We start from the raw sequence: 26,044 nt of genomic DNA, 5'->3' as shown, positions 1-26,044 counted from the left end.
TCAGGTACGTTCCGTCGCCATTTGCCTGGGAATGAGAAAACGGGCGGCGAGCACGCACAGCAGCACGGTGAACATCAGGATCAGCGCCACCAGCGCGTTGATGTCGGGCGAGAAGCCTAGCCGCATCATCGCCCACAGCCGGACCGGCAGCGTGCTTTGCGTGCCGGTGACCAGGATGGTGATCATCGTCTCGTCGAACGACAGCGCGAAGGCCAGGATGGCGCCGCCGACCATGGCGCTCGACAGGTTCGGCAGGATGATGCGCCAGAAGGTCTGCCAACCGCTGGCGCCGAGATCGTAGGATGCTTCGACCAGCGTGCGGCTCATCGACTGCAGCCGCATCAGCACAGTGCGGTAGACGATCGCCAGCACGAACACGGTGTGGCCGATGACAACCGTCAGCAGCGAGCGTTCGAGGCCGATCTCGCGGAAGAAGATCAGCAGCGCCAGGCCGCTGATGATAGGCGGCATCAGGAATGGCAGGAAGATGATGAACTGCAGAACCGAACGTCCCGAGCGGCGGCCGTGATAGTAGAGCGCCAGCAGCGTCCCGCTGACCACCGACAGGATCACGGTACAGACGCCGACGATCAGCGTGGTGCGCAACGCGGTCAGGATGTCATGGTTTTCAGCCAGCGCCACATAGGTCGAAAAGGTCGGCGACGACCAGTCGACATTGCCATGCGAAATGGTGAAGAACGACGACACGATCGGCACGAACAGTGGGCTGTAGAGCAGCACCGCGACCAGCGTCGTAATCGCGGCCAGGAAGATGGTGGACGGCCGGGGCAGCGCGCTCATACCGACGTCCCCCGGCTGCGCCCGAACCGTTCGCCAATGAGAATGGCGGCGATCACCACGATCGCAAGCGCCACCGACAGCGCGGCGCCGAACGGCCAGTTATAGGCCGTGCCGAACTGGCTGTAGAGGATGCGGCCGAAGGTGAAGCCGCTGATCCCGCCGACCATCTGCGGCGTCAGGAAATCGCCGATCGCCAGTACGAAGACGAAGCTCGCCGCCGAGGCGACGCCGGGCAGGCTCAGCGGCAAGGTGATGCGCAGGAATGTCTGCAGGCTGCTGGCGCCCAGGTCATCCGAGGCGCGCAGCAAGGTCTGCGGAATCCGCTCCAGCGACAGGAAGATCGGCAGGATGGCGAACGGGATCAAAAGCAGGCTCAGCGTCAAGAGGATGGCGTTCATGTTGAAGACGAAAAGCGTCGATGGCTGATCCAGGACGCCGAGCGCCACCAGCGCCTTGTTGAGGAAGCCGTTGAGGCCGAGGATGCTGCGGATCGCGTAGATCTTGATGACGTAGCTCATCAGCAGTGGCACCAGCAGCAACATCAGCAGGGCGTAGCGCCACCGCCCCTTCAGCGTCGTCAGGAAGTAGGCGGCGGGATAGGCGAGAAGGATGCAGATGACGGCCACCGATACGCACAGCACGATTGTGTTCCAGAACACCGGCAGAAAGATCGGATCGGTGAAGAACCTGACATAGTTGCCGAGCGTCGGTGTATGGACGATCGTACCCTGGTCGACGCTGAAGAAACTGTAGACCAGGAAGATTGCCAGCGGCACGAGGACGAAGATAACCGGCAAGGCGAATGCCAGCACCGTCACCAACCCTGGCAGTCGCCGTTGCGCGGCGGGTGTCGAGCCGGTTCCGCTCATGCCAGCACCAGATGGCCTTCATGCGGCGCAAACGAAAGCGAGACCGTCTCGCCGGATTTCAAGATGCTGCCGTCGATCCGGCTCGGCATGCGCAGCCGCAGGCGCTGCGCGGCATCGTCCGCACCCGCCATGATCGTGGCGACCGTCGACGAGCCGGCAAAGGCGAGATCGGCAATGGCACCGGAAAAGCGATTGGCGCCATCACGGGCGTCCGCGAGATGCAAGGCTTCGGGGCGGAACGCCGCGAAAGCCGCGGCGCCATCCGGGGCAATCTTCAGATGCGGCTGGTCGCTGATCGAGCACACCAGCCGTCCAAGTGCCGTCTCGATCGGTCGCTGCTCGCCTTGCACCGGACCGAGTTTTCCGGCCACCAGATTGTTCTCGCCGAAGAAGCGCGCCACGAATTCGCAATTCGGCTTGTAGTAGAGCTCATGCGGCGTGCCGAGCTGGCGGATATGGCCGGCCTGCATGACGCAGATCCGATCGGCCATGCCGATCGCTTCTTCCTGGTCGTGGGTGACGAACAGGAAGGTGGTCTTGATCTCGCGCTGGATGGATTTCAGGAACTCCTGCATCTGCCGGCGCAATTCGAGATCGAGTGCCGCCAGCGGCTCGTCGAGCAGGATCAGGCGCGGCTGGCAGATCAGCGCCCGGGCGAGCGCGACACGCTGGCGCTGGCCGCCGGAAAGCTGTGCCGGAAAGCGCTCGGCGAAACGTCCGAGCTGCACCAGATCGAGGGCTTGCGCCACGCGGCTGGCGATCTCCTTGCGCTTGATATGGCGCACCGAAAGCCCATAGCCGACATTGCCGGAGACGGTCATATGGGGGAACAGCGCATAGTCCTGGAACACCGTGTTGAACGGCCGCTTGTTGATCGGCATGCGGCTGATGTCCTGGCCGTCCAGCCGGATCTCGCCTGACGTCAGCGGCTCCAGCCCGCCGATCAGCCGCAGGACCGTGGTCTTGCCCGAACCCGACGGCCCAAGAACGGTGAGGAACTCACCGTCCCGGAGCGACAGGTCGATGCCGTGCAGCACGGGAACCGTGCCGTAGGATTTCGAGACGGACCGCAGCGTCAAGAGGTCGGTGTTCTGGCTCATGGGATATTCTCGCATACGCTTCGGCGGTCCGGAACGTCCGGACCGCCGGGTCCTTCGAAGTCAGGCGCGGAAGGGATCAGGGCGTCGCCTTGACCTCGTTCCACAAGTCCGAACGCTTGAGCGGATCCTCGACATTGTTGAGCCAGACCAGCTTGTCGTTGCCGCCCGCACTGCTCGACTCGACCACCGTGTTGCCGAATCCGGTGCGCTCGGAAAGCGCGCCGCTGACCTTCTTCGTCAGCATGAAGTCGATCCATTTCTCGGCCGCGGCATTGTCGCGGACACCCTTGGAGATTACCCAGTTGTCGAGCCAGGCAAGCGCGCCTTCGCTCGGATTGACGTAGGCGACATGGGCGCCGATCTTCTGCAGTGCCTTCACCTGCTGCTGGCCATAATTGGCCCAGATCAGCGCAACATCATTGTTCTGGTAGATCTGCTGCGCCTCGTCGGCGGTGGTGTAGAAGCTCAGCACATTGCGCTTGAGCTCGACCAGCTTGGCCTTGACCGCCGCCATTTGTTTTTCGTCGAGGTTGAACGGATCCTTGTAGCCGAGCGTCAGCGCGGTGAACGAGAAATTGTGCTCGCCATTGTCGTAGGCGAGGATCTTGCCCTTGTAGGCCGGATCCCACAGGACGGACATCGAGGTCGGCGCCGGCTTGACCTTGTCGGTGTCGTAGATCAGCCCGATGGAATCGAAGCAGAACGGAATACCGTAGACCTTGCCGTCCTTGGTGTCGCCGCTGACCTGAGACAGATCACGGAAGCGCGGCAGCACGTCCTTCTGGTTCGGCAGCTTGGTGATGTCGATCGGCGACACCAGATCGGCCTTGATGTAGCGCTGCAACTGGGCGGTGTTGACGGCGAAGACGTCGAAGTCCTGCCCTTCGCTGCCCTTGATCTTGGCCCAGATTTCGTCATCGCTGCCGATGAAGACGACATCGACGCCGATGCCGGTGGCGGCGGTGAAGTCCTTCACCCAGTCCGGGTCGGCATAACCGTCCCAGGCCAGCACGCGAAGGTTCGCGGCCAGCGCCGCCGACGTCATCAGGCCGATGCCGAGCCCGATGGTCGCTAGTCTCAGAAACGCTTTCTTCAGTCCCATTTTTAATCTCCCATTGTCGTTCTGGTGGACCGTAATTTCCGGGGCTATCGCCGTCATAGCTGGGTGACGGCGACCAGTCCCTCGTCCGGCACCGACACCATCCGGTTGCGCAACGGCTTGCCGAATGTCTGTGCCTGGATTTCATACTCGTCGCCGGAAGCCGTCTTGACGCCGGAGGCGTAGCTCATCACCGCCGCTCCGAAGAAATAGGCGTGCAGGTCGCCCGCCCTGCGGTGCATCGGGTAGCGGAAATGGAAGTGTTCGAGATTGGCGATCGAATGCGACATGTGCGCTTCGCCCGACAGGAATTCCTGTTCCCAGATAACAGTGCCGTCGCGCAGAATGCGGGAATGGCCACGCACTTCTTCGGGCAGGTCGCCGATCAAAAGCTCCGGTCCGATCGAGCAGGAGCGGAGTTTCGAGTGGGCGAGATAGAGGTAGTTCTCGGCCTCCGTCACATGGTCGGAATATTCGTTGCCCAGCGCATAGCCTATGCGATAGGGGCGGCCATCCGGCCCATTGAGGTAAAGGCCGACGATCTCGGCCTCTTCGGCGCCGGCTTTCGCGAATGCAGGCATCGGCAGATCGGCGCCAGGCGGCACGACACAGGTGCCGACGCCCTTGAAGAACCACTCGGGCTGGATGCCGATCTTGCCGGCGCCGGGCTTGCCGCCTTCCAGGCCCATGCGGAAGATCTTCAGCGAATCCGATTCCTCGGCGTCCTCGCCATGGGTCAGCACATGCATCTTGTCGCGCGCGGCGGCACTTCCGGTGTGGGTGAGGCCGGTGCCGGTGACCAGGAAGCGCGCCGGTTCCGGATGGTCGACGGGAGCGAGCACGCGGCCACCGCGCAGCAGTTCGCCATAGTCGATCGTGGCCGCACCCGTCCGCTTCTCGACCAGCGCCGCGATCGATGCACCCTGGGCGATCGCCGCTTCGGCGAGCTCCAGCACGGTGCTTGTGTTGTCGAGTGGATGCAGGCGATTGCCGTCATCGGAAACGCGGCCGACCCGCCTGCCGCCATCGATCGTTGTGTACTGAACAAGACGCATGAAATACCCTTCTTCCCTAGAGGCCGTACGGGGTCACACCCAGCCCGCGTCGACGATGAACTGTTGGCTCGTGCACATCAGGCTGTCGTCGGCGGCGAGGAACAGCGCCATGCGCGCAATGTCGGATGGCTGCAGCCGGTCGGGCAGGCACTGCCGCTCCGCGATCTGGCGTTCGCCGGCGGGGTTCAGCCATAGCCGCATCTGGCGCTCTGTCATCACCCAGCCAGGCACCATGCAGTTGACGCGGATGCGCTCGGGGCCGAGTTCGCGGGCCAGCGCCCGCGTCATGCCGTAGACAGCGGCTTTCGCGGTGACATAGGCAGGGCAGTCGGGATCGCCGACCATCCAGGTAATGGAACCGAAATTGATGATCGAGCCGCCGCCCAGCGAGCCCATTTGCGGGCGCACCGCCTGGGCGGCGAAGAACTGGTGGCGCAGATTGACCGCCATGCGGTCGTCCCAATAGGCCACCGTGACGTCCTTGGTCTGGTGGCGGTCGTCATTGCCGGCATTGTTGCACAGCGCCTGGATCGGACCGTTGTGCCGCATCGCCTCGACGGTCGCCGCCTGCAACTGCTCGACATTGCGCAGGTCGCAGGGAATGAACAGCGGCGCGGCATGCCCTTCGGCCGCGATCGTATCGACCAGGCGCCGTGAAGGCTCCTCGGCCAGATCGACGAAGGCGACGCGGCTGCCTTGCGCGCAGAAATGGCGCACCAGGCTTTCGCCGATGCCGCTGCCGCCGCCGGTTATGAACACGCTGCGGCCCTTCAGGCTGGGGTAGGTCGCGTAGCTGCCGATCTGATCCGTCATCGCGCGCCTCTCTAATGGGAATGCCGGGGGATGCCGGCATCGCGCCGGCCGACGAGAAAGTCGAAGTCGCAGCCCTTGTCGGCCTGCAGCACGCGCTCGACATAGAGGCTCTGGTAGCCACCCTGCGGCGGCTCCGGCGGCTTCCAGTCACGCCGGCGGATCGCCAGTTCCTCGTCCGAAACCAAAAGCTCGAGACGGCGGCCGGCGACGTCCAGCTCGATGAGATCGCCGTCGCGCACCAGGGCCAGCACACCACCGGCCGCGGCCTCCGGCGCCACATGCAGCACCACCGTGCCGTAGGCGGTACCGCTCATGCGCGCGTCCGAAATGCGCACCATGTCGGAAACGCCTTCTCTGAGCAGCTTGGCTGGCAGCGGCATGTTGCCGACCTCGGCCATCCCGGGATAACCGCGCGGTCCGCAATTCTTCAGCACCATCACCGAGGAGGCGTCGATATCCAGCTCCGGATCGTCAATGCGGGCATGGTAATGCTCGATGTTCTCGAAGACGACGGCCTTGCCGCGATGCTGCATCAGTTCGGGCGTTGCCGCGGACGGCTTGATGACCGCTCCGTTGGGCGCCAGGTTGCCACGCAGGATCGAGATGCCGCCCTCCTTGGTCAGCGGCTCGCGCAGCGGCCGTATGACCTCACGGTTGTAATTGGGCGCGCCGTCGATCAGTTCACCGATGGTCTTGGCGCTGACGGTCATGGCGTCGCGATGAAGAAGCCCCACTTCATCAAGCGACGCCATGACCGCAGCTAGCCCCCCGGCATAGTAGAAATCTTCCATCAGGAACCGGCCCGACGGCATCAGGTCGACAATGGTTGGCACGCCGCGGCCAAGGCGGTCCCAGTCATCGAGGCCGAGATCGACACCGACCCGGTTGGCGATGGCGATCAGGTGCAGCACCGCATTGGTCGAGCCGCCGATCGCGCCATTGACGCGAATGGCATTCTCGAAGGCTTGCCTGGTAAGGATCTTTGCAATCGTCACGTCGCGGTGGACAAGATCGACGATCTGCCGTCCGGCCAACTGGGCAAGCACGCCTCGGCGCGAATCCACCGCCGGGATCGCGGCATTGTCGGGCATGCCGATACCGAGCGCTTCCACCATGCTGGCCATGGTCGAGGCTGTGCCCATCGTCATGCAGCTGCCGGCCGACCGGCTCTGGCCCTGCTCGGCGGCGAGGAAGTCGGCAACCGGCATGCGGCCGGCCTTGACCTCCTCGGCGAATTTCCAGACATGCGTGCCCGAGCCGATATCCTGTCCGCGGAACTTGCCGTTCAGCATCGGCCCGCCGGAGACGGCGATGGTCGGCAGGTTGCACGAGGCAGCCCCCATCAAGAGCGCCGGCGTGGTCTTGTCGCAACCGACAAGCAGGATGACGCCGTCGATCGGATTGCCGCGGATGGATTCCTCGACATCCATGCTGGCCAGGTTGCGAAACAGCATGGCCGTGGGGCGCATGTTGCTCTCGCCCAGCGACATCACGGGAAATTCGAACGGCAGGCCGCCGGCCTCATAGACGCCACGCTTGACGTGATCGGCGAGCGCCCGCAGATGCGCATTGCATGGGGTCAGTTCCGACCACGTGTTGCAGATGCCGATCACCGGACGGCCGTCGAAAGCGTCAGCGGGAATGCCCTGGTTTTTCATCCAGCTGCGGTGCATGAAAGCGTTCTTGCCTTCACCGCCGAACCAGGCTTCGGACCGCAATTTGCGTTTGGTCTCGGTCACGATTGCAGGCCCCGCTCGTTGCGGCGTTTGTTGCGGTTCTCGACGCTGCGGCGCACGTCATCCTCGGCATTGTCGATGAGCACCAGCAGCGCTTTTTGCGCGCCGGGTGCGTCGCCGGCGGCAATCTTCTCGGCGACTTCCCGGTGCAGCGGCAAGGAATGGCGCTGCCCTTCCGGATTGTCGTTGGAGAGGCGAAAGCTCATTACCAACGCGGTCTCGACCAGTGCGGCCAGCGAGCCGATCAGCTCGTTGCCGGTCATGCGCAATATGGTCTGGTGGAACACCAGATCGGGCTTGGCGAAGCGGTCGCCGTCATCGCTCAGTGCTTCCATTTCGGCCAGCGCTGCGTGGATCTCGGCGATCTGCGCCGGCGTCGCTCGCTGCGCGGCAAGGGCCGCCGACATCGGCTCGATGGCGCGACGCAGTTCGAACAGCGCCCGCACATCCTCGGCACTGACACCGCCGGCATAGCGCCAGGACAGGACGTCGGGGTCGAGGAAATTCCAGTCGGTGCGAGGACGCACCCGCGTGCCGGTCTTCGGCCTGGATTCGACCAGCCCCTTGCCCGCCAGCACCTTGATCGCCTCGCGCAGCACGGTGCGGCTGACCCCCAGCATCTCGCTGGAATCGTCGGCATTAGGCAGCGCCTCGCCGGGCAGGAAGTCGCCCTGCACGATGCGCAGCCCGATCTGCTCGACGACGGTGGCGTGCAGCGCGGTGGAACCGCTGGAAACCGCGACCGCGACTCGTGACGTGCGGGCCGTGCTGAATGATTTTCTATTCTTCATACTATTCATATGATATGTCTTATAGGCGTGGGGATTGGAGTCAAGGGATTGGGGGAGTGCCGATGACAAAGAATTTCGCTGTGGCCGTCGCGCAGTACACGGAACTGGTCTCGATCAGCGACGGCATCGCGACGGTCGAAATTGCTCCCGCCGCTGGTGGAGCGCTGGCGTCGTATCGATGGTGGCGGGATGGTTCGGCCGTGGATTGGCTGCGTGCGGCTCACCCAGCGGCGATCGGCCGTGGCGATGCCGGCGCCATGGCCTGCTTTCCGCTCGTGCCCTATTCCAACCGCATAAGGAATGGCCGCTTTGAATTCGCGGGGCGCCCCATTCAATTGCCACGGCCCCGGACGATCCACATCATGAGCACGGCCATGGCTGGCGTCACCCGTGGGCCGTCGTGAGCCATGAAGCGAGCATGATCGTCCTGCGCTATCGCCACGCCGCCGATTCCTGGCCATGGAGCTACGAAGCCGAGCAAGTGATCTCGCTGGCCGAAGGCAGGCTTCGCATGACCATTACCATGCGCAACCTGTCGGACGCGCCGATGCCGGTTGGCCTCGGTCTCCATCCTTACTTCCCGTCGACACCGTGGACGCATGTCCAGGCACGGGTATCAGGCATGTGGGAAACCGATGCGGAGGTGCTGCCCATCCGGCATGTCCCGCCGCCCGTGGGCGCCGATCCATCCATCGGCTTTGACGTATCGGAAGTGGACTTCGACACGGTCTTCACCGGATGGGCGCGCCGCGCCCGGATTACCTGGCCCGAACACGGACGGCAGCTGGACATCGAGGCATCGGCGCCGCTCGACTTCCTCGTCCTCTACACGCCGCCGGGCGAACCGTTCTTTTGCGCCGAGCCGGTCAGCAACATTACCGATGCTTTCAACCGGATGGGCGACAAGGAGATCGACACCGGCTGCATTGTGCTGGCCCCTGGCCAGAAACAATCCGCAAGCGTCCGCTTCATACCCTCGCTGGCTGTTTGATCTTCGCCGCGACTTGCCCGACGCGAGGCCAGGTCAGAACGGATAGTGCTGGCCCGGGTCCTCGATCGTCACGCAACGCAAATCGGTGAATTCGGCGATCGAGGCCTTGCCGCCGAAGCGACCATAGCCGGAGCCCTTGACGCCGCCGCCGACGCGCAGCGCGGTCTGGAGTTGCGCCGCACCAACGGGCGCCCTGGTCCTGGTGCCGCAGCCATGACTGTCGGGATCAGCCGGTTGCGCCGGCATAGATGTCGAGAACGTCCGTCACGCCTGCGATGAGGAGTTCCCTGGCCTTTGGCGCGACGGATCCGCTCGCTACCGCGCTGTCGAGGTGGCCGAGATACTGGCTGATCAGGGGTGAGGGGATGTCGCGCTCGCCCAGCGCCTGCATCAGCGCGTTCACGGCCTGCCGCGCCGCCGGCGCAGGCCAGTAGTAGCGGATACGATCGCTGTAGGAAAAATGCCGCTCGATCCGCTGCTCGGCCTCGGAGCCGTGATAGTAATTCTTCCAATTGCCGGACGCCGCCAGCATGACGCGCTCCATGGCCGCCGGCAGGCTTTCCCGCGATGGATCGGGAACCAGAATGTCGGCGATGTGGCTCAGGCCGTAGAGGGCTTCCCGCAGCGCGAAGGTCAGCCAGGGCCCGACCTTGAGTATGGCAAAACCATCGTCGACCAGCGCGCTCAACGCCGCAGCGGGCTGGTAGTCGGTCGAGTGGGCCTCGAAGACGAATTGCGGCAGGTCTCGCAGCGTGCCGGCAAGCGCCCGGGCGCGTTCCGGCCGGTAGGTGATGACCTCGGCATTGCCGAATTCGACGCCCGGCTGCACGACGACGCCGATCGCCCGCGAGAAAGCCTGGTCGAGGCCGCGCCGGCTAAAGGCATCGTGGTGGATGCGAACCGTCTCACCCGCAGCCTCCGGTGTCGTCACCGCCAGATGGTCCATGGCCTCCTGTGCGCCGCCCGGCACCGGCACTTCCGTGCCGATGACATAGACAGGCCTGGTGCCGCCTGTTCGTTCAACCGCGGCCTCCGCCACCTCGGCCAGTTCGGCGGCGCGCGCGGCGATGGTGGCGTCGGGCGGTGCCGCGCCTTCGCCGGCGCAGCCCATGCTGGCGTCCAGGTGGATCTTGGTGAAGCCGGCCTCGGCATAGGCATCCACCATGCGTGCGGCTTTTTCCATCGCCTCGGGCGCCGGCAGGTGCTTCCAAGGATTGGGGCCCAGATGATCGCCGCCGAGCACCAGCCTGTCCAGGGGAAAGCCGGCCTTTCCGGCGATCGTCTCGACGAAGCGGCGGAAATCGCGCGGTGTCATGCCGGTATAGCCGCCCTCGTGGTTGACCTGGTTGCAGGTGGCCTCGATCAGCACATCGGCGCCGCGCGCCTTGCCGTGGCGCAGCGCCGCTTCGACGACCAGCGGATGGGCCGAGCAGATCGAGGCGATGCCACAGCGTTCGCCGGCCGCACGGCGCGTGGCGATGCCAGCCAGTCGATCGGTCGCCTGGCTCATGCCGGTGCTCCGGTCCGGGCGGTCTCGATGAACGCCTCAACGGTGGCGAGCGAGGCGATACCCTCCATCGGTCCCTTCTTCGTCACCGCCAGCGCGCCGCAGCCATTGGCTATTCGCAGTGCCCTTTCCGGTGCCTCTCCACGCAGCCAGAAGGAGACGAAGGCCGCGGTAAAGCAGTCTCCGGCGCCGGTCGGATCGATTTCCTCGACGACGAAGCCGGGTGAGGCTGTGCGCCCTGACTGGTCGTAGTGGACGGCGCCCTGCGCGCCCTTCTTGACGACGATAGTGGAGATGCCGCGGTCCAGCATTTCGCGTACCGCACTTTCCTCGTGGTTTGCCTCGGCAAAGGTGAAGAGTTCCGGCCCGCTCGGCAGGAACACGTCGGTCTTTGACAACACGAAGAGCAAGGCGTCGCGCATGCCCGGTAGATCGAGCATCTCCTTGCGGATGTTGGGGTCGAAAGAGACCGTGCCGCCGCGCGTCTTGACGGCTTCGATCCCGTTGCGGGCAATTTCGATCACCTCGGGCGAGAACAGAGATGTCCCCATGACGTGAAAATGGTCGGCGCCGGCCAGCAGCGCGCGCGCTTCCGCGCCCATCTCGATCAGGCCGGCGGCACTCTGCTTGATGTTGTAGACGAAGTGCCGGCTGCCATCGCTCTCATAGGTGACGAAGGCGGTTCCGGTCGCGGCACCCTGATGGACGGTGATGGCCGAGATGTCGGCGCCGTCGGCACGCAGGCGCTCGATGTTCAAATGGCCGAAATCGTCGTCGCCCACTGCCGCGATCAGCCCCGCCGGCTGGCCGAGCCGCGCCGCCTGATCGACGAAGATGGCGGGAGCGCCCGAGGGAAACGGACCGACCAGCGGGCCGGGAGCGCGAAAACTCTGGCCGATCCGCTCGGCCATGATCTCGACCAGGATCTCGCCGGCACAAACCAGTTTCTTCATGTCCTCACCATCTGCCGGACGGACGGCCTCCGCTTGGCCAGAAATTCCTTTATCCGTGCATGTTCAAAACCTAAGTTGTCGTTTTCGGAGCGTCAATAAATAATTTGACGTGCGCAATGCTTCTGCGTTGTACTGGAAACCGTGGAAATTTGACTGAATAAGTTGGCTCAAGCAATGCTGCCTCACCGCGACGATCGCAAGACTGATTCTCGCCAGAGCGTTAAGGCTGGCATCGAGGATAAGGGGCCTGAAATATAGATGGCGGAAAAGACCCACCGGACGATGGATGATTTCGCCAGGGCGTCCGGCGTTTCGCGGCCGACCCTGTCGAAGTATTTCGACGATCCGGCCAGCGTGAAGCCGGCGACCCGGGCGCGCATCGAGGCGGCGCTTAGTTCGTCCGACTATCAGCCGAATGTTTTTGCCCGCAACCTCAACCGCAAGCGCACCCGCAATGTCGGCATCGTCGTACCGGCGATCACCGATCCGTTCTACGCCGAGATGGTCAGCCGCATCGAACGGCGCTGTCGCGACGAAGGGTTTTGGCCGATCGTCATCTCCTCGCACGGTTCGCCGAAACTGGAGGCGGAATCGGTCAGGACGCTGACGTCGCTGAAGGTCGCGGGTGCTATCGTCGCGCCCTTGGGCTTGGTCTCCGAACCCGGCGTCTTCGAACGGATGAGCGAGGACATCCCGATCGTCTATTTCGACACCTATATCGAAGGCGACACGCCATTCGTCGGGAATGACAACCACCAGAGCACCTCGACCATCGTCGATTATCTCTGCCGGTCCGGCGAACCGCCTGTCTATGTCGACATCCCGCACGTCAACCACAATTCGGGCGAACGCCTGCAGAGCTATATCGACGCGATGCAGGCCGCGGGCCTGGAGCCCACCGTTCTCAAGGCGGCGGGCGACTATAGCTGGGACTTCGAGCGCATCGGCCACGAATGGATGGACAGGACGCTGGAGAAAGGCGGCCTGCCGGCCCGCACGCTGCTCTGCGCCAATGACCGTCTCGCCTTCGGTGTGATGGCGGCCGCCTTTTCGCGCGGGCTGAAGATCGGCCGCCGCGCCGATTGCGATTTTCGCGTCGCCGCCCACGATGATCATCCGTTGAGCCGCTACACCTGTCCCGCGCTGACCACCATGGCACAGGACTTCGCCGCCATGGCCGGCCGCAGCGTCGAGATCCTGCTGGCGTTGCTGGACGAGGCCGATCCGTCCGGCCATGATCTGGCGCGCAACGTCAAGCTTGGCGCCACCCTGGTGATGCGTCAGTCGGCCTGAGTGATCGGCTCCGGCGTCTGTAGGCGGAGCCAGGCCGCCGCCTCGCTTACCGTTTGCCGCGCGGCCAGGATGTGGCGGCCCATCGAGACGAAGCCGTGGATCTGACCCGGCCAGTGTCGCAACGCCAGCGGCACTCCGTCGGCGCGCAGGCGCTCGGCATAGGCCGTGCCTTCGTCGGCAAGGATGTCGTGGCCGGCGATCACGACGAAGGCCGACGGTGCGCCGGCGAGGCTGGAGGCCAGCAGCGGCGATACGCGCCAGTCCGCGATATCATCGGGCGTTCGCACATAGTGGTCGCGGAACCAGGCCATGGTGGCGGCGGTGAGTCCGAAGCCGTCGCCGAAACGCCGGTAGCTGTCCGCCGTCTGGCGGGCATCGGTGTTGGGGTAGATCAGGGTCTGGGCGGCGAGCGGCGGCGCCAGCCTGTCGCGGGCGAGCAATGCCAGCACGGCGGCAAGGTTGCCGCCGGCACTGTCGCCAGCGACGGCAATACGGGTCGGGTCGATGCCGAGTTCTCCAGCGGCCATGAAGCGCAGCGCTGCCGCGCAATCCTCGAGCCCGGCGGGAAACTTGTGCTCCGGCGCCAGCCGGTAATCGGGACAGACGACGACGGCGTTGCCGAGATTGGCCAGCCAGCGGCAGATATCGTCATGCGAGGCGAGATTGCCGATCACCCAGCCGCCACCATGCAGATAGAGCACGGCACGCGCCCCGGTCCGCGGCGCGCCGATACCGCGATGGATGCGGATCGTCACCGGACCGTTCGGCCCGTCGATCTGCTGCTGCTCGGTTGCCGCGACCTGTTCGTGCTCGCCCTGCAGCGTCGGGAACGAAGCGCTGTACGTGGCCCGCGCCGCCGCGACGCTGTCATTCTCGAAGGGTTCGCCGCCGGCGGCACGGCCGATTTCCAGGGCACGCAGCGCATCTGGGTCGAGCGTCATCGTCATCTCCGTCAAAGCAATTCCAGGAAAAGTGTGCAGCGGTTTTCCGTCCGGATTGCGTGAAAACAAGGAACGCTTAGGCGAGCAGGCCGCGCGCTTCGTCTTCGCCAAGCAGGGCCGGCTGGACGACGTCACCTGCTATGGCGACCGAACTCCCCGTCTCGCCCGAATGCAGGATCGCTTCCATGATCTCCAGCACATGCAGCGCCAGATTGCCGGAAGCGCGGGGCGTCGCGCCTGTCTGCAGCGAACGCACCAGGTCGGCGACGCCGAGCATGCGGTAGTTGGCGCGGTCGGGCGCCGCGTAAGGCCAGTTGCAGGCGCCGTAGAGTTCGCCTTCGCTGGCGAAATCCTTCCAGTCGGCGCCGCGTTCCGACAGCGACACCGTGCCGCCGAACGTATCCGGGTCGGGCAGCCGCAGCGAGCCTTCCGTGCCGTGCAGTTCGATCGGATGATTGGAATGCCTGAAGACATCCCATGACGCGCCGAAAGTGACGGTCGCGCCGGAGCGGAATTCGAGCAGCGACAGCACACTGGTCGGCGTGCCGACCTTGAATTTGGTGTTCTTGAACGGCCCTTCGGCCGTGATCAGGCGTTCCTCTTGGCCGCGTGTCACCATCGCCATGACGCGTGCGACCGGGCCGAGCAGATTGACCAGCATGGTCAGATAATAGGGACCCATGTCGAACACCGGGCCGCCGCCCGGCTGATAATAGAATTGCGGGTTGGGGTGCCAGTGCTCCATGCCGCGCCCCATCATGAAGGCGGTGCCGGTGACAGGGCGGCCGATGGCGCCCTCGTCCATCAGGCGGCGCGCTTTGCGTCCGGCTGCGCCAAGGAAAGTGTCCGGAGCCGAGCCGAGCAGCAGGCCGCGTTTGGCCGCCTCCGCCACCAGGCGGCGGCCGTCGCCGGCCGAGGTTGCGAGCGGTTTTTCAGTGAAGACATGCTTTCCCGCCGAAAGGGCGGAGAATGAAATATCGAAATGCGCCGCCGGAATGGTCAGGTTGAGGACGAGGTCGATCTCGGGATCGGCCAGCAGCGCATCGACGTCAAGGGGCCGGATACCGTATTCCTTGGCTCGCAGCGCCGCCATCTCGGCTGAAATATCGGCGCAGGCGCGCAATTCGATGCCGCCGAAAAGCGCGGCATTGCGCAGGTACGTCATCGAGATGTTGCCGCATCCGATGACACCGATGCCGAGTTTGGCTTGTGAGTTTGCCTGCATTCTGTCGTACCTCCCAATGCGATCACGTCTGCCCGATCGTCGCGACGGTGCCGGATCGGGCTCGAAATGGCTATACAACGTTTCAAATATTGACGCGCGTAAAATTTTTATAGAACATGCGGAAATGCTGGTGCGGTGTCGGGAGGCTGCTGGCCCTGGGAGGAGAAAATGACGGACATGAAAACCAGCCGATCGCGGGCGCCAAAGCCCGTGGGTCATTCGGCCTCGGATATTTCGAGGGCGGCCAAGGGATCGCGACGGGTTCAGGCATAGATCACCATGGCCCCGATCCTATCAAGCTGGCTGCGTATTGGACCGGGCAGGCCATCGTCCGTGATCACAGCGAAAAGGCATTGGAGGTCCCGCTGACGCCCTTGCTCGAATCCGCATGACCCAGGCTCGGTCAAATAGGATGTCCCTCCCAAGGAGACTGACGGGTCCGTGTGTTGCAATGGATGATTGGACCCTGTCTGCTGGCGGGCGATATCGCCGCGCCTCTGCCGTTGTCACCGTTCCGCTGATTGCACTCGTGCCGTTCTTCCATCACCGAAGGGCTGACGCAGGGCGGCATCAAGGAATGGGCGGGATCAAGGAATGAAAGGATGAACGTGGAAGACCTCAAAGTCGGCTGCCAGACCTTCACCTGGGAAATGCTGGGAGACCGGTTCACCGGCGGCCCCGACGATCTGTTGAAGGCGATCGCCGATGGTGGCTATGCCGGCATCGAGATCACCGACACCATGATCGGCCACTATGCCGGCAAACCCACCGAGTTCGCCGCCGCGCTGAAGTCGTCCGGTCTGGCGCTCGTTTCCTTCGCCTTCGGCTCCAGGAGCGGCTTCACGCTAAAGGACGGGATCGGCACCGATCTCGAAACCGCCAGGCGCTGGATCGATTTCGTGGCAAACTTTCCCGATGCGCTGGTGTCGATGGGCTCGGCCACCGTCGTCTCCGACGGGCCACGCCACGACAAATTCGCTGTCGCGGCCGAGGTTTACAACAAGGCCGGCGAACTCGGCCGCAAGGCGGGTGTCCAGGTGGCGGTGCATCCGAGTTCGCACCACAACACGCTGCTGTTCGACCGCGCCGATTACGACGCGATTTTTGCCTTGCTCGACCCCGATCTGGTCGGCTGGGTGCCGGATACCGGTCACATCCTGCGCGGTCACAGGGACATGGCCGACACGCTCACCACCTACCGCGACCGCATCCGCTACATCCACCTCAAGGACGTCGATGCCGACGGCACCTGGGCGATGCTGGGCCAAGGCGTCTGCGACACGCCTAAAGTCATCGAGATCGCCGGTACCGCGCCGAACTTCAACGGCTGGCTGGTGCTGGAAGAAGAATCCGACACCGCCGCCACCGATCCGGCCGGCGCGGTCAAGACCAACCGCCGGACGATGCGCGGCTACGGGGCCTGAGACGATGATCAAGAAACAGGACAGACGCCTCAGGGTCGGTGTGCTCGGCTGCGGCCCGATCGCCCAGTTCGCGCATCTGGAATCCTGCGTCAAGGCCGGCAATGCCGACCTTTACGCCATCTGCGATGCGGCACCCGATTTGCTCGCCCGGATGGACGCCACCTATGAACCAAAGAAGATGTATGCCGACTATGACGCCATGCTCGCCGATCCCGAGCTCGAAGCGGTCATCGTCGCCACGTCGGATGCCTATCACGTGCCGATGTCGATCAAGGCGCTCGATGCCGGCAAGCATGTTCTCTGCGAAAAGCCGATCGGCACCTCGGTCGAGGAAGGCGAGGCGCTGGCCGAGGCGGTGAAACGCTCCGGCAAGGTGCTGCAGGTCGGCCACATGAAGCGCTTCGATCCGGCGCTGGAGGCCGCCCGCGACTTCGTCCGCGACGAGATGGGCGAGGTTCTGGCACTGAAGGCCTGGTATTGCGATTCCACCCACCGCTACACCAACACCGACGCCGTGCAGCCGCTGCCCGTCACCAGCAAGCTCGCGAAAAAGCCCGGCGGAAATCCCAAGGCTGATCTCAGGCAATATTTCATGCTGGCGCACGGATCGCATCTGGTTGACACCGCCCGCTTCCTCTGTGGCGACATCGTTGCCGTGCGCGCCCGCCTCAACGAGCGCTTCGGCGCCTATTGCTGGTTCGTCGAAACCGAATTCGCCAGCGGCGCGCTTGGCCATCTCGACCTCACCGTGGCCGTGCGCATGGACTGGCACGAAGGGTTTCAGCTCTATGGCGAGAACGGCTCCGTCATCGCCAGGACCTTCAACCCCTGGTATTTCCGCGCCAGCGAGGTCGACATCTTCCATGAGAAGGACGCGACCTCGCGAAAACCGCTTGGCGCCGACGGCCACTTCTTCCGCCGCCAGCTCGAGGGCCTTGCCGACACCGTGCTCACCGGCGCGCCGATGCGCGGCGCCAATGTCGGGGACGGCATCGCGTCGATCCGCGCCATGGTGGCGATTGCGCGCTCTGTGGAGACTGGCGAGCGGATCGAGCTTGCCTCGGTTTCGGGTGCGGTCTGATGCGCCTCGGCATCTTCGCCAAGACATTTGCGGGCACCGACCCGGCCACCGTGCTGGCTGCCGTGAAGCAGGCCGGCTACGAGACGACGCAGTTCAATCTCGCCTGCGCCGGCCTGCCGTCGATGCCGGATGCCGTACCGGCGAATGCCGTCGCCGCCATTGGTGCCGCCGCGCGATCGTCAGGCGTTTCGCTGGCCGCGCTGTCGGGCACCTACAACATGGCGCATCCTGACAAGGCTGCGCGCGACGACGGGCTGAGGCGCCTGGCGGTGGTCATCGACACTGCAGCCAAGCTCGACATCCCACTGGTGACGCTCTGCACCGGCTCGCGCAATGCAGCCGACCAATGGGCATACCATCCCGACAATGCCGATCCGTCGGCCTGGTTCGACATGGCCGTCGAAATGGCGAAGGCACTGGCGCTGGCCGAGGAGGCCGGCATCGATCTCGGTATCGAGCCCGAGCAGGCCAACATCGTCACCTCGGCCATGAATGCGACCCGGCTGATCGCCGAGATGGGTTCGAAGCATCTGAAGATCGTGCTCGACCCCGCCAACCTGTTCGAGCATGCAAAGCCCGATGAAGCGAGAGCCATCGTCGCCGCCGCGATCGATGAGGCCGCTGGCCACATCGCCATAGCGCACGCCAAGGATCGTTTTGCCGACGGCCGCTTCGCCACATCAGGCCAGGGTGTCGTCGACTTCCCGGATTTCGTCGCGCGGCTGAAGGGGGTGGGTTTCGATGGCGCGCTCGTCACCCACGGCTTGTCCGCCGACGAGGCTCCTGGCGTCGCAACCATCCTGCGGGGGCTGCTCTGATGGGTGCCGCGCCGACGATCATGCTGCGCGACGACGCTGCGCTCCACGTCTTCGACACGGGGCAGGGGCTTCCCATCGTCTTCCAGCATGGCCTCGGCGGCGATGCCGCGCAGGTGGCGCTGAACTTTCCCGACAGTCCGTCGCGCCGCCGGCTGACTGTGGAATGCCGCGCGCAGGGCGGCTCAGGTGCCGGCGGCAAGCGTCCGTTTTCGATCGGGATGTTCGCCAACGATGTGCTCGCCGCTGCCGATGCAGCTGGCATTGAGCGCTTCGTTGCCGGTGGCATCTCGATGGGCGCCGCCATTGCACTGCACCTGGCGGCCCGCCACCCGGCTCGCGTCACCGCTCTTGTGCTGGTGCGCCCGGCCTGGACCTTCGACGCGGCCCCGCAAAACATGCGCCCTTACGTCGAAGTGGCGGAACTCATCCGCGACCACCCGCTGGAAGAGGCGCGCGACATCTTCGCGGCTTCGGCAACGGCGGCCCGCTTTCGCAGCGAGGCGCCGGACAATCTCGCCTCGTTGCTCGGCTTCTTCGCGCGTGACAACGCGAGCGTTTTTGCCGAGGTGATGCAGGCGATCGCCAATGACGGGCCTGGCGTGACGCGGGCGATGGCGACCGGCCTCGCAATCCCGACGCTCGTCGTCGGCAGCGGCATAGACCTCGTCCATCCCCTGGCGACCGCCCGCGAACTGGCTGAGACCATCCCCGGCGCCGCCCTCACCGAGGTGACGCCGAAAGCCCTCGACAAGGATCGCCATTTCACCGAAATCCGCGCCGCCATCGGCGGCTTTCTCGATAGAAATTTCAACAACCAGGACCAATCATGATCTCGAAACCTTTGTCAGGCCCGGCCGCCATCGCCGCACTGCCGCGCGACCGTCTGATCGCCGAATTCTCATCGTGGTCGGCCAATCTCGCCAATTTCGAGAGCGACTTGCAGCGCATCGAACCCTATGCCGATATGCACCACATCGACGTCGCGGACGGCCATTTCGCGCCGTCCTTCCTGTTCTTCCCCGATCTCGTCGCCCGTATCGCCAAACTGACGGCCAGGCCCATCCACGTCCATCTGATGGTCGACCAAGCAATCGTCGAAGAACAGACGCGCCAGTTCATCGAGGCCGGCGCCGACATGATCAGCGTCCATGCCGAGAACGGCGAGGCGGGTCTGCGCGCGGTGCGGCTGGCGCATGAACTCGGCGCCGAGGCCGGCGTTGTGCTGAGGCTGGAGACCCCTGTAGAGGCGATGAAGCCTTTCGTCTCCGAAGTGGCGTTCGTCACGCTTCTTGGAACCGCGATCGGCGTCAAGGGCCAGGGCCTGTCGGAGAAGGCCTGTGACAGGCTGGGCGAAGCCCGCGCCATCCTGAGGAACGCTGGTCGTGAGTCGGCCGTGGTGCTCGCCGCCGATGGCGGCATCCGCCACGAAACCGTGCCGCTGCTGCGCGCCGCCGGCGCCGAGACCGTGGTGCTCGGTTCGCTCGCTTTCGGCGACAAGGATCTCGCCGGCCGCATCGGCTGGTTGCGTGGTCTGAAGGTCGCGGCCTGATGAGCATTGAAGTCGCCCTCGCGATCGATCTTGGCGGCACCGAGCTTCGTGCCGCCCTGGTCGACCGTGACGGCAAGATCCTGGCCTTCGCGGCTGTGCCGACGCAGGCGCAGGCCGGCCCCGACGTGGTGATCGCCCAGATCGAGGCGCTGGCCGCGACCGTCCATGCCGAAACGCCGGGGCTGTCGATCCTCGGCGTCGGCGTCGGCGCACCGGGGCCGCTCGATCCGCTGGCCGGCATCGCCGTCGGACCGCCGACACTGGCCGGCTGGCAGGACGTGCCGCTGGCCGACATCCTCGAGCGGCGGCTCGGCCTGCCGGTGCGGCTGGAGAACGACGCCAATGCGGCAGCGCTCGGCGAATGGCGCTTCGGCGCCGGCCACGGTGCGCGCTCCCTGGTCTTCGTCACCGTCTCGACCGGGATCGGCGGTGGCGTCGTCGCCGACGGACGCATCCTGCACGGCCGTCGCGGTCTTGCCGCGGAGATCGGCCACATGACCATCACCAACGAAGGCGAGCGCTGCGTGTGCGGCGTCGTCGGCTGCTTCGAGGCCATCGCTTCGGGAACCGCGCTCGGCCGCCGCGCCAATGCCGCAACGTCTCCTTTGGACGGTTCGACGCTGCGCCGCCTCTCGGCCAACGCCGAGGTCACGGGTCGCCACGTGGTCGAGGCCGCAGGGCTGCAGGACGACCTCGCTCTGGCTCTGCTCGAGGAGGAGGCGCGCTGGCTGGGCGTCGGCTTCACCAACCTTTTGCACCTCTATTCGCCCGACGTGCTGGTCGTTGGCGGCGGCATCGCCAATGGCTTCGACCTGATGGCGCCCGTCATCGGGGCGACCATCCGCCAGCGCGCCATGCGCGCCTATCGCGACGTGCCGGTCGTCCAGGCCCGGCTCGGCCGCCATGCCGGGCTGGTCGGCGCGGCCAGCCTCGTCCTGTTCGATGATTTGGGCACGTTGGCGGCTCCCATGCCTGTCGGCCCAAGCACATATCCGGACACGCGGAGGGACTTCAACGGCTGAGCTCAAGCTGGCGCGGTCCTGTCTCGCCGCAAGCCGGTCCGTCGCGCTGCGACCCCTCGTGGCAGATGGCAAGGCCGTGCCACCGCTGCGCAAAGCCGCCTGATAGCGATGAAACATGACCATGGCCGCAAGCGGCGTGCTTGCGGCCATTGTCCGTCGTATGAAACCGTGGATCACTCGGCGGGAACGATGTCCGCCGGCAGGCTGTCGTCGGCGGTCCCAGCCAGCGCTCTCGCCAGCTTCGCTTCGTCGAGTTCGCCTTCCCAGCGCGCCACCACCAGCGTCGCCACCGCATTGCCGACGAAGTTGGTCAGCGCCCGGCATTCCGACATGAAGCGGTCGACGCCGAGGATCAGCGCCATGCCGGCGAGCGGCACCGAGGGAACCACCGAAAGCGTGGCGGCCAGGGTTATGAAGCCTGCCCCGGTGATGCCGGCGGCACCCTTGGACGACAGCATCGCCACCAGCAAAAGCAGGATCTGGTCTGATATCGACAGATGGATGTTCGTCGCCTGGGCAATGAACAGGGCGGCAAGCGTCATGTAGATGTTGGTGCCGTCGAGATTGAAGGAATAGCCGGTCGGGATGACCAGTCCGACCACCGAGCGCTTGGCGCCGGCCTTCTCCATCTTCTCCATCAGCGAGGGCAGGGCTGCTTCCGACGACGAGGTGCCCAGTACCAGAAGCAGCTCCTCCTTGATGTAGCGGATCAGCGACAGGATCGAGAAGCCGTTGTAGCGGCAGACGGCACCGAGCACGACGAACACGAACAGGAACGAGGTCGCGTAGAAGGTTCCGACCAGCATGGCGAGGTTGATGACCGAGCCGATGCCGTATTTGCCGATGGTGAAGGCCATCGCACCGAACGCGCCGATCGGGGCTGCCTTCATCAGCACGCTGACCAGCTTGAACATCGGCGCCATCAGCGCCTGCAGGAAATTGAGCACCGGCGTGCCCTTGTCGCCGACCAGCGCCAGCGCGATGCCGAACAGGACCGAGAAGAACAGCACCTGCAGGATGTCGCCGTCGGCGAAGGCGCCGACGATCGTGCCGGGAATGATGTTCATCAGGAAGCCGGTGACCGACTGGTCATGTGCCTTGGCGGCGTAAGTGTTGACCGTCGAGGCGTCGAGCGTCGCCGGATCGATGTTGAAGCCGGCGCCTGGCTGCACGACATTGGCCACGACAAGGCCGATGATCAGCGCCAGCGTGGAGAAGGTGAGGAAGTAGAGCATCGCCTTGCCGGCGACGCGGCCGACCTTCTGCAGGTCGCTCATGCCGGCGATGCCGGTTGCGACCGTCAGGAAGATGACCGGGGCGATGATCATCTTGACCAGCTTGATGAAGGCGTCGCCGAGCGGCTTCATGCTCTCGCCGATCGACGGATAGTAATGGCCGAGCAGGATGCCGACGGTGATCGCCACCAGCACCTGCACGTAGAGCTGGGCATAGAGGGGCTTGCGCTGCGCGGCGGGCGCGGCGGATTGGTCTGCGATATGCATCGAACTCTCCCTGGCCGGATGGACGGAACCCGCCCTGCGTGACTTCTCCCATCGCGGCGTTCCGGTCGCCCGCCGCTGCACGGATGTTTGCAAGCGCTGTGCCAGATGCCGGATAGGCCGGAATCCCTGGGTTCAGCCGTTCCTGCCTTGCCTTTGACGGGGAGTTGTGCGGATTCCCGCACAGGTCTTGTTTGCCTGGGCGGAATTTCGCATTAGACTGGAGGCAAAGCCGGGGAGCAAAGGGAGAGGGCCGACGCCACAACAGCGCATCGATAGCGGATCCCCGGGGTTTGCCGGCCGCGACCTACTGCGCGAAGCGGTAGCGCGCCTGCGCGGCCGTTGGCTGTTTGCGGCAATAGCGCTCGCTCTGCTTGCCGGCGCGGTTGCCACCGCCGGGCGCATCGCCGAGGGTCAGGCCGCCGATGACCTGCGCGACGGGGCATTGGCCGCCTTGCCGCTGGCGGCCGGAACCCTGACCGGCGAAATCGAAAAGCAACGTCTCGTGCCGCTGGTGCTGGCGCGCGACGATGCGGTGCGTGATGCGCTGCGCCGCGCCGGGAAAGTCGAGGAAACAGCGCTCGACGCCAAGCTGAAGGCCATAGCCGGCGATGCGTCGGCGTCCGCCATTTATGTCATCGACACGGCGGGCATGGCGATATCGGCCAGCAATGCCGGCCAGCCGGACAGCTTTGTCGGTATCGATTATAATTTTCGCCACTATTTCACCGATGCGATGGCCAAGGGCGCGGCCAGCCAGTATGGCCTCGGCACGATCAGCGGCAAGCCGGGACTCTACCTTGCCGGCCGTGTCGACGACGGTGGCAAACCGCTTGGCGTCGCGGTTCTGAAGGTCGAACTCGGCGGTGTCGAAGCCAATTGGCGGGCGAGCGGCTTTCTCGTTTTCGTCACCGACGAGCGCGGCGTCGTTCTGGCCACCAGCCAGCCCGACTGGCGGTTCCATGCGCTGGCGCCGCTCTCCGCCGCGGATGCCGCCGCGGCGCATGACCAGCTTCAACTGGTCGACGCCGCCTTCGAGCCGCTGCCGATACGGCGTGGCGCCGGTGACGGCCTGGCGACGATCGAAGAAGCCGGAAAATCGCGCCGGTTCGTCGAGGTGGTGCAGGACTTGCCCGGTGCCGTCCCCGGCTGGCGCCTGTGGCTGCTGACGCCCGCCGATGCCGCCTTGACCGCCGCCGCCAACACGGCACGCCTGACGACACTGCTCGGGCTGCTGCTGATGGGGCTGCTTGCCTATGTGTTCACCCGGCGCCGGCGCACACGCCGGCTGCGGCAGGAGGCGCTGGCGCGCATGAATGCCGAACTCGAAAGCCGGGTCAGTTCCCGGACCGCCGAACTGACGCGATCGAACACGGCCCTTGCCGGCGAAATCGCCGAGCGCGAAAACGCCGAGGCCAAGGTCCGCCGGCTGCGCGACGATCTTGCCCAGGCCAACCGGCTCTCCATCCTCGGCCAGATCGCCGCCGGCGTGGCGCATGAGATCAATCAGCCGGTCGCCGCCATCCGCACCTATGCCGAGAATGCCGGCGGCTTTCTCGAGGCCGGCAAGACCGAACCGGCAAGCGGCAACCTGACCTCGATCGTCTCGATGACCGAGCGCATCGGCGCGATCACCAGCACGCTGCGCACCTTTGCGCGACGGCCTGGCGTCGCTGCCTCGCCCTTGCCGGTACGCGAGGCGATCGAGGGCGCGCTGTCGCTGCTGTCCGGCCGCATCCGCGATTCCGGCGTCACCATCGTCAAGCCGGGCGGCACCGCATCGCCATTGGTGATGGCAAGCCGCATCCGGCTGGAGCAGATCCTCGTGAACCTGTTGCAGAACGCGCTGGACGCCATGAAGGACCGGCCTGATCCCCGCATTGAGATCGACCTCGCCGAACGCGGAGACCGCGTGCTGATTTCGGTGCGCGACAATGGTCCCGGCCTCGGCCCGGAAGCCGCCGGCAATCTGTTCATGCCGTTCCAGACCACCAAGGAGAAGGGGCTTGGCCTTGGCCTGGTGATCTCGCAGGAGATCGCCCAGGAATTGGGCGGCACGCTGCGGCTCGACCCCGACACCGCCAGCGGCGCATCCTTCACCATCGACTTGAGGCGGATCGAATGACGCAGGGATCGGGGCTGGTCGCGCTCGTCGACGACGATGCGGATCTGCTGCATGCCACCACGCAACTGCTCGAACTTGCCGGCTTCACGGTGATCGGGCTCGACGCCGCCGAGGCAGCGCTTGGTGTCGTCGACAGGGACTTCGAGGGTGTGGTCGTCAGCGACATCCGCATGCCCGGCATGAATGGGCTGCAACTCTTCGACCGCGTCAAGGCTGTTGATCCCGACTTGCCGGTGATCCTGGTCACCGGGCATGGCGATGTCGATCTTGCGGTCGCCGCGCTCAAGGATGGGGTCTATGATTTCATTCCGAAACCCTATGCGGGGGAGCGTCTGGTCGAGGCGCTGAAGCGTGCATCGGAGAAGCGGCGGCTGGTGATGGAAAACCGGCGGCTCCGCGAAGCCGCCGCACTTGCCGCGGACGGCATGCCGTTGATCGGCGAAGCGCCGGCCATAAGGCGGCTGCGCGAGACCTTGCGCCAGATCGCCGACATGGACGTCGACGTGCTGGTGGAGGGCGAGACCGGAACCGGCAAGGAAGTGGTGGCCGACCTCCTGCACCGGTGGGGCCGGCGGCGTGCAAAGCCGTTCGTGGCACTGAACTGCGGCGCTCTGCCCGAGACCGTCATCGAAAGCGAGCTGTTCGGGCACGAGGCCGGCGCGTTTACCGGGGCGCAGCGACGGCGGATCGGCAGCATAGAGCATTCCAGCGGCGGCACGCTGTTCCTCGACGAGATCGAATCCATGCCGCCGGCCCTGCAGGTCAAGCTGTTGCGGGTGCTGGAGACGCGCAGCCTCACCCCGCTCGGCTCGAACGAAACAAGGCGCCTCGATCTCCGGGTCGTCGCGGCGACCAAGGTCGATCTCGGCCGGCAGGACCAGCGCGGCGATTTTCGCGAGGATCTCTATTTCCGCCTCAACGTGGTGACGCTGCGCATTCCGCCGCTGCGCGAGCGGCGCGGCGATATCGAGATGCTGTTCGGCCACTTCCTTGGCAAGGCGGCGAAACGGTTTGGCCGGCCTGTCGCCAAGGTGAACGCCGCCGTGAGCCATCATCTCCAGTCGCACGACTGGCCGGGCAATGTGCGCGAACTCGCCCATTTCGCCGATCGCGTCGCGCTCGGTCTTGGTCCCGATGACGAAACCAGGTTCTCGCCCGCACGATTGCCAGCGCCCGCCGCCGCACTGCCGGAGCGGGTCGGGCATTACGAGGCGCAGCTCATCCGCGACGCGCTGCGCGACCATGGCGGCGACGTGCGCGGCGCCATCGACGCGCTCGGCGTGCCGCGCAAGACGTTCTACGACAAGCTCAAGCGCTATGGCATCGCCGCATCTGATTTCCGTCCCTCTTGA

General features: G+C 65.2%; 23 protein-coding genes and 1 pseudogene. 10 read left to right on the top strand and 14 right to left on the bottom strand.

What is annotated here, in order from left to right; genetic code table 11:
• From LB524_RS03660 to LB524_RS03625, 8 genes are all read right to left on the bottom strand, one after another.
• On the bottom strand, nt 1–801 hold the full coding sequence (locus tag LB524_RS03660; protein ID WP_015319016.1) for an ABC transporter permease: 801 nt from the start codon (nt 799–801) through the stop codon (nt 1–3).
• Entirely contained in the window at nt 798–1,670 is an 873-nt protein-coding gene (locus LB524_RS03655; RefSeq protein WP_224523761.1) for an ABC transporter permease, read from the bottom strand. Before LB524_RS03655 ends, LB524_RS03660 begins: the two co-directional genes overlap by 4 nt.
• Nucleotides 1,667–2,770, bottom strand: coding sequence for an ABC transporter ATP-binding protein (locus LB524_RS03650; protein ID WP_140792236.1), 1,104 nt, complete (start codon nt 2,768–2,770; stop codon nt 1,667–1,669). The genes LB524_RS03655 and LB524_RS03650 overlap by 4 nt, the downstream gene beginning before the upstream one ends.
• A gap of 76 nt (nt 2,771–2,846) precedes the next feature.
• Complete coding sequence (locus LB524_RS03645) at nt 2,847–3,872, bottom strand: ABC transporter substrate-binding protein (protein WP_023782299.1); 1,026 nt, start codon at nt 3,870–3,872, stop codon at nt 2,847–2,849.
• Nucleotides 3,873–3,925: 53 nt separating this feature from the next.
• The gene (gene araD1 / locus LB524_RS03640; protein WP_224523759.1) at nt 3,926–4,924 is read right to left on the bottom strand and encodes an AraD1 family protein; all 999 of its coding nucleotides are present in this window, start codon (nt 4,922–4,924) and stop codon (nt 3,926–3,928) included.
• A 33-nt stretch (nt 4,925–4,957) separates the two neighbouring features.
• Nucleotides 4,958–5,737 carry an SDR family NAD(P)-dependent oxidoreductase gene (locus LB524_RS03635; RefSeq protein WP_140617443.1) on the bottom strand — a complete coding sequence of 260 codons (780 nt, stop codon included), beginning with the start codon at nt 5,735–5,737 and terminating at the stop codon, nt 4,958–4,960.
• A gap of 11 nt (nt 5,738–5,748) precedes the next feature.
• Nucleotides 5,749–7,476, bottom strand: coding sequence for an IlvD/Edd family dehydratase (locus LB524_RS03630; protein WP_140715228.1), 1,728 nt, complete (start codon nt 7,474–7,476; stop codon nt 5,749–5,751).
• Entirely contained in the window at nt 7,473–8,273 is an 801-nt protein-coding gene (locus LB524_RS03625) for a FadR/GntR family transcriptional regulator (RefSeq protein ID WP_224523757.1), read from the bottom strand. The genes LB524_RS03630 and LB524_RS03625 overlap by 4 nt, the downstream gene beginning before the upstream one ends.
• On the opposite strand from LB524_RS03625, the pseudogene LB524_RS03620 reads away from it, so the two are divergent.
• Nucleotides 8,246–9,255, top strand: a pseudogene (locus LB524_RS03620) (aldose 1-epimerase). The gene LB524_RS03625 and the pseudogene LB524_RS03620 sit on opposite strands and share 28 nt — an antisense overlap.
• A gap of 33 nt (nt 9,256–9,288) precedes the next feature.
• Here LB524_RS03620 and LB524_RS03615 read toward each other — a convergent pair.
• The 3 genes from LB524_RS03615 to LB524_RS03605 are packed head-to-tail and all read right to left on the bottom strand — an operon-like array spanning nt 9,289 to nt 11,715.
• Nucleotides 9,289–9,501, bottom strand: a complete 213-nt coding sequence (locus tag LB524_RS03615; RefSeq protein ID WP_224524045.1) for a hypothetical protein — start codon at nt 9,499–9,501, stop codon at nt 9,289–9,291.
• On the bottom strand, nt 9,482–10,765 hold the full coding sequence (locus LB524_RS03610) for a D-tagatose-bisphosphate aldolase, class II, non-catalytic subunit (RefSeq protein WP_224523755.1): 1,284 nt from the start codon (nt 10,763–10,765) through the stop codon (nt 9,482–9,484). Before LB524_RS03610 ends, LB524_RS03615 begins: the two co-directional genes overlap by 20 nt.
• Nucleotides 10,762–11,715 carry a sugar kinase gene (locus LB524_RS03605; protein WP_224523753.1) on the bottom strand — a complete coding sequence of 318 codons (954 nt, stop codon included), beginning with the start codon at nt 11,713–11,715 and terminating at the stop codon, nt 10,762–10,764. The genes LB524_RS03610 and LB524_RS03605 overlap by 4 nt, the downstream gene beginning before the upstream one ends.
• Nucleotides 11,716–11,973: 258 nt before the next feature.
• On the opposite strand from LB524_RS03605, the gene LB524_RS03600 reads away from it, so the two are divergent.
• Nucleotides 11,974–13,008, top strand: coding sequence for a LacI family DNA-binding transcriptional regulator (locus LB524_RS03600; RefSeq protein WP_224523751.1), 1,035 nt, complete (start codon nt 11,974–11,976; stop codon nt 13,006–13,008).
• Here the strand turns inward: LB524_RS03600 and LB524_RS03595 are convergent.
• Together LB524_RS03595 and LB524_RS03590 are read right to left on the bottom strand one after the other, a co-directional pair.
• On the bottom strand, nt 12,996–13,949 hold the full coding sequence (locus tag LB524_RS03595; protein WP_224523749.1) for an alpha/beta hydrolase: 954 nt from the start codon (nt 13,947–13,949) through the stop codon (nt 12,996–12,998). The genes LB524_RS03600 and LB524_RS03595 overlap by 13 nt on opposite strands.
• A 76-nt stretch (nt 13,950–14,025) precedes the next feature.
• Complete coding sequence (locus LB524_RS03590; RefSeq protein ID WP_224523746.1) at nt 14,026–15,174, bottom strand: Gfo/Idh/MocA family protein; 1,149 nt, start codon at nt 15,172–15,174, stop codon at nt 14,026–14,028.
• Between the two features lie 602 nt (nt 15,175–15,776).
• Here LB524_RS03590 and LB524_RS03585 point away from each other — a divergent pair.
• Genes LB524_RS03585 through LB524_RS03560 form a run of 6 tightly spaced genes read left to right on the top strand, consistent with a single transcriptional unit; the run spans nt 15,777 to nt 21,068 of the window.
• Nucleotides 15,777–16,598, top strand: coding sequence for a sugar phosphate isomerase/epimerase family protein (locus LB524_RS03585; protein WP_224523744.1), 822 nt, complete (start codon nt 15,777–15,779; stop codon nt 16,596–16,598).
• A gap of 4 nt (nt 16,599–16,602) precedes the next feature.
• Nucleotides 16,603–17,679, top strand: a complete 1,077-nt coding sequence (locus tag LB524_RS03580) for a Gfo/Idh/MocA family protein (RefSeq protein WP_224523742.1) — start codon at nt 16,603–16,605, stop codon at nt 17,677–17,679.
• Complete coding sequence (locus LB524_RS03575) at nt 17,679–18,497, top strand: sugar phosphate isomerase/epimerase family protein (protein ID WP_224523740.1); 819 nt, start codon at nt 17,679–17,681, stop codon at nt 18,495–18,497. Before LB524_RS03580 ends, LB524_RS03575 begins: the two co-directional genes overlap by 1 nt.
• Nucleotides 18,497–19,327, top strand: a complete 831-nt coding sequence (locus LB524_RS03570; RefSeq protein ID WP_015318992.1) for an alpha/beta fold hydrolase — start codon at nt 18,497–18,499, stop codon at nt 19,325–19,327. The genes LB524_RS03575 and LB524_RS03570 overlap by 1 nt, the downstream gene beginning before the upstream one ends.
• Nucleotides 19,324–20,046, top strand: a complete 723-nt coding sequence (locus tag LB524_RS03565; RefSeq protein ID WP_015318991.1) for a ribulose-phosphate 3-epimerase — start codon at nt 19,324–19,326, stop codon at nt 20,044–20,046. The genes LB524_RS03570 and LB524_RS03565 overlap by 4 nt, the downstream gene beginning before the upstream one ends.
• On the top strand, nt 20,046–21,068 hold the full coding sequence (locus LB524_RS03560; protein ID WP_140617430.1) for an ROK family protein: 1,023 nt from the start codon (nt 20,046–20,048) through the stop codon (nt 21,066–21,068). Before LB524_RS03565 ends, LB524_RS03560 begins: the two co-directional genes overlap by 1 nt.
• Before the next feature lie 173 nt (nt 21,069–21,241).
• Here the strand turns inward: LB524_RS03560 and LB524_RS03555 are convergent, their stop codons facing one another.
• Nucleotides 21,242–22,570 (bottom strand): dicarboxylate/amino acid:cation symporter, encoded by a 1,329-nt coding sequence (locus LB524_RS03555; protein ID WP_224523738.1) that lies wholly within the window; start codon nt 22,568–22,570, stop codon nt 21,242–21,244.
• Nucleotides 22,571–22,736: 166 nt separating this feature from the next.
• Between LB524_RS03555 and LB524_RS03550 the strand changes: the two genes are divergently transcribed.
• Together LB524_RS03550 and LB524_RS03545 are read left to right on the top strand one after the other, a co-directional pair.
• Entirely contained in the window at nt 22,737–24,692 is a 1,956-nt protein-coding gene (locus tag LB524_RS03550; protein ID WP_224523736.1) for an ATP-binding protein, read from the top strand.
• Nucleotides 24,689–26,044, top strand: a complete 1,356-nt coding sequence (locus LB524_RS03545) for a sigma-54-dependent transcriptional regulator (protein ID WP_140724545.1) — start codon at nt 24,689–24,691, stop codon at nt 26,042–26,044. Before LB524_RS03550 ends, LB524_RS03545 begins: the two co-directional genes overlap by 4 nt.

It is taken from the genome of Mesorhizobium sp. ESP6-5 (assembly GCF_020164695.1).
Taxonomy (GTDB): Bacteria; Pseudomonadota; Alphaproteobacteria; order Rhizobiales; family Rhizobiaceae; genus Mesorhizobium; species Mesorhizobium australicum.
This window is presented reverse-complemented; position numbering and strand designations above follow the sequence as displayed.

Bases quoted from the DNA above. Each gene is read 5' to 3' on its own strand.
- LB524_RS03610 (WP_224523755.1), bottom strand. From the start codon at position 10,765: ATGAGCCAGGCGACCGATCGACTGGCTGGCATCGCCACGCGCCGTGCG.
- LB524_RS03545 (WP_140724545.1), top strand. From the start codon at position 24,689: ATGACGCAGGGATCGGGGCTGGTCGCGCTCGTCGACGACGATGCGGAT.
- LB524_RS03600 (WP_224523751.1), top strand. From the start codon at position 11,974: ATGGCGGAAAAGACCCACCGGACGATGGATGATTTCGCCAGGGCGTCC.
- LB524_RS03645 (WP_023782299.1), bottom strand. From the start codon at position 3,872: ATGGGACTGAAGAAAGCGTTTCTGAGACTAGCGACCATCGGGCTCGGC.
- LB524_RS03570 (WP_015318992.1), top strand. From the start codon at position 18,497: ATGGGTGCCGCGCCGACGATCATGCTGCGCGACGACGCTGCGCTCCAC.
- LB524_RS03615 (WP_224524045.1), bottom strand. From the start codon at position 9,501: ATGCCGGCGCAACCGGCTGATCCCGACAGTCATGGCTGCGGCACCAGG.
- LB524_RS03555 (WP_224523738.1), bottom strand. From the start codon at position 22,570: ATGCATATCGCAGACCAATCCGCCGCGCCCGCCGCGCAGCGCAAGCCC.
- LB524_RS03650 (WP_140792236.1), bottom strand. From the start codon at position 2,770: ATGAGCCAGAACACCGACCTCTTGACGCTGCGGTCCGTCTCGAAATCC.
- LB524_RS03575 (WP_224523740.1), top strand. From the start codon at position 17,679: ATGCGCCTCGGCATCTTCGCCAAGACATTTGCGGGCACCGACCCGGCC.
- LB524_RS03660 (WP_015319016.1), bottom strand. From the start codon at position 801: ATGAGCGCGCTGCCCCGGCCGTCCACCATCTTCCTGGCCGCGATTACG.
- LB524_RS03655 (WP_224523761.1), bottom strand. From the start codon at position 1,670: ATGAGCGGAACCGGCTCGACACCCGCCGCGCAACGGCGACTGCCAGGG.
- LB524_RS03635 (WP_140617443.1), bottom strand. From the start codon at position 5,737: ATGACGGATCAGATCGGCAGCTACGCGACCTACCCCAGCCTGAAGGGC.
- LB524_RS03605 (WP_224523753.1), bottom strand. From the start codon at position 11,715: ATGAAGAAACTGGTTTGTGCCGGCGAGATCCTGGTCGAGATCATGGCC.
- araD1 (WP_224523759.1), bottom strand. From the start codon at position 4,924: ATGCGTCTTGTTCAGTACACAACGATCGATGGCGGCAGGCGGGTCGGC.
- LB524_RS03560 (WP_140617430.1), top strand. From the start codon at position 20,046: ATGAGCATTGAAGTCGCCCTCGCGATCGATCTTGGCGGCACCGAGCTT.
- LB524_RS03595 (WP_224523749.1), bottom strand. From the start codon at position 13,949: ATGACGCTCGACCCAGATGCGCTGCGTGCCCTGGAAATCGGCCGTGCC.
- LB524_RS03625 (WP_224523757.1), bottom strand. From the start codon at position 8,273: ATGAATAGTATGAAGAATAGAAAATCATTCAGCACGGCCCGCACGTCA.
- LB524_RS03585 (WP_224523744.1), top strand. From the start codon at position 15,777: ATGAACGTGGAAGACCTCAAAGTCGGCTGCCAGACCTTCACCTGGGAA.
- LB524_RS03580 (WP_224523742.1), top strand. From the start codon at position 16,603: ATGATCAAGAAACAGGACAGACGCCTCAGGGTCGGTGTGCTCGGCTGC.
- LB524_RS03565 (WP_015318991.1), top strand. From the start codon at position 19,324: ATGATCTCGAAACCTTTGTCAGGCCCGGCCGCCATCGCCGCACTGCCG.
- LB524_RS03590 (WP_224523746.1), bottom strand. From the start codon at position 15,174: ATGCAGGCAAACTCACAAGCCAAACTCGGCATCGGTGTCATCGGATGC.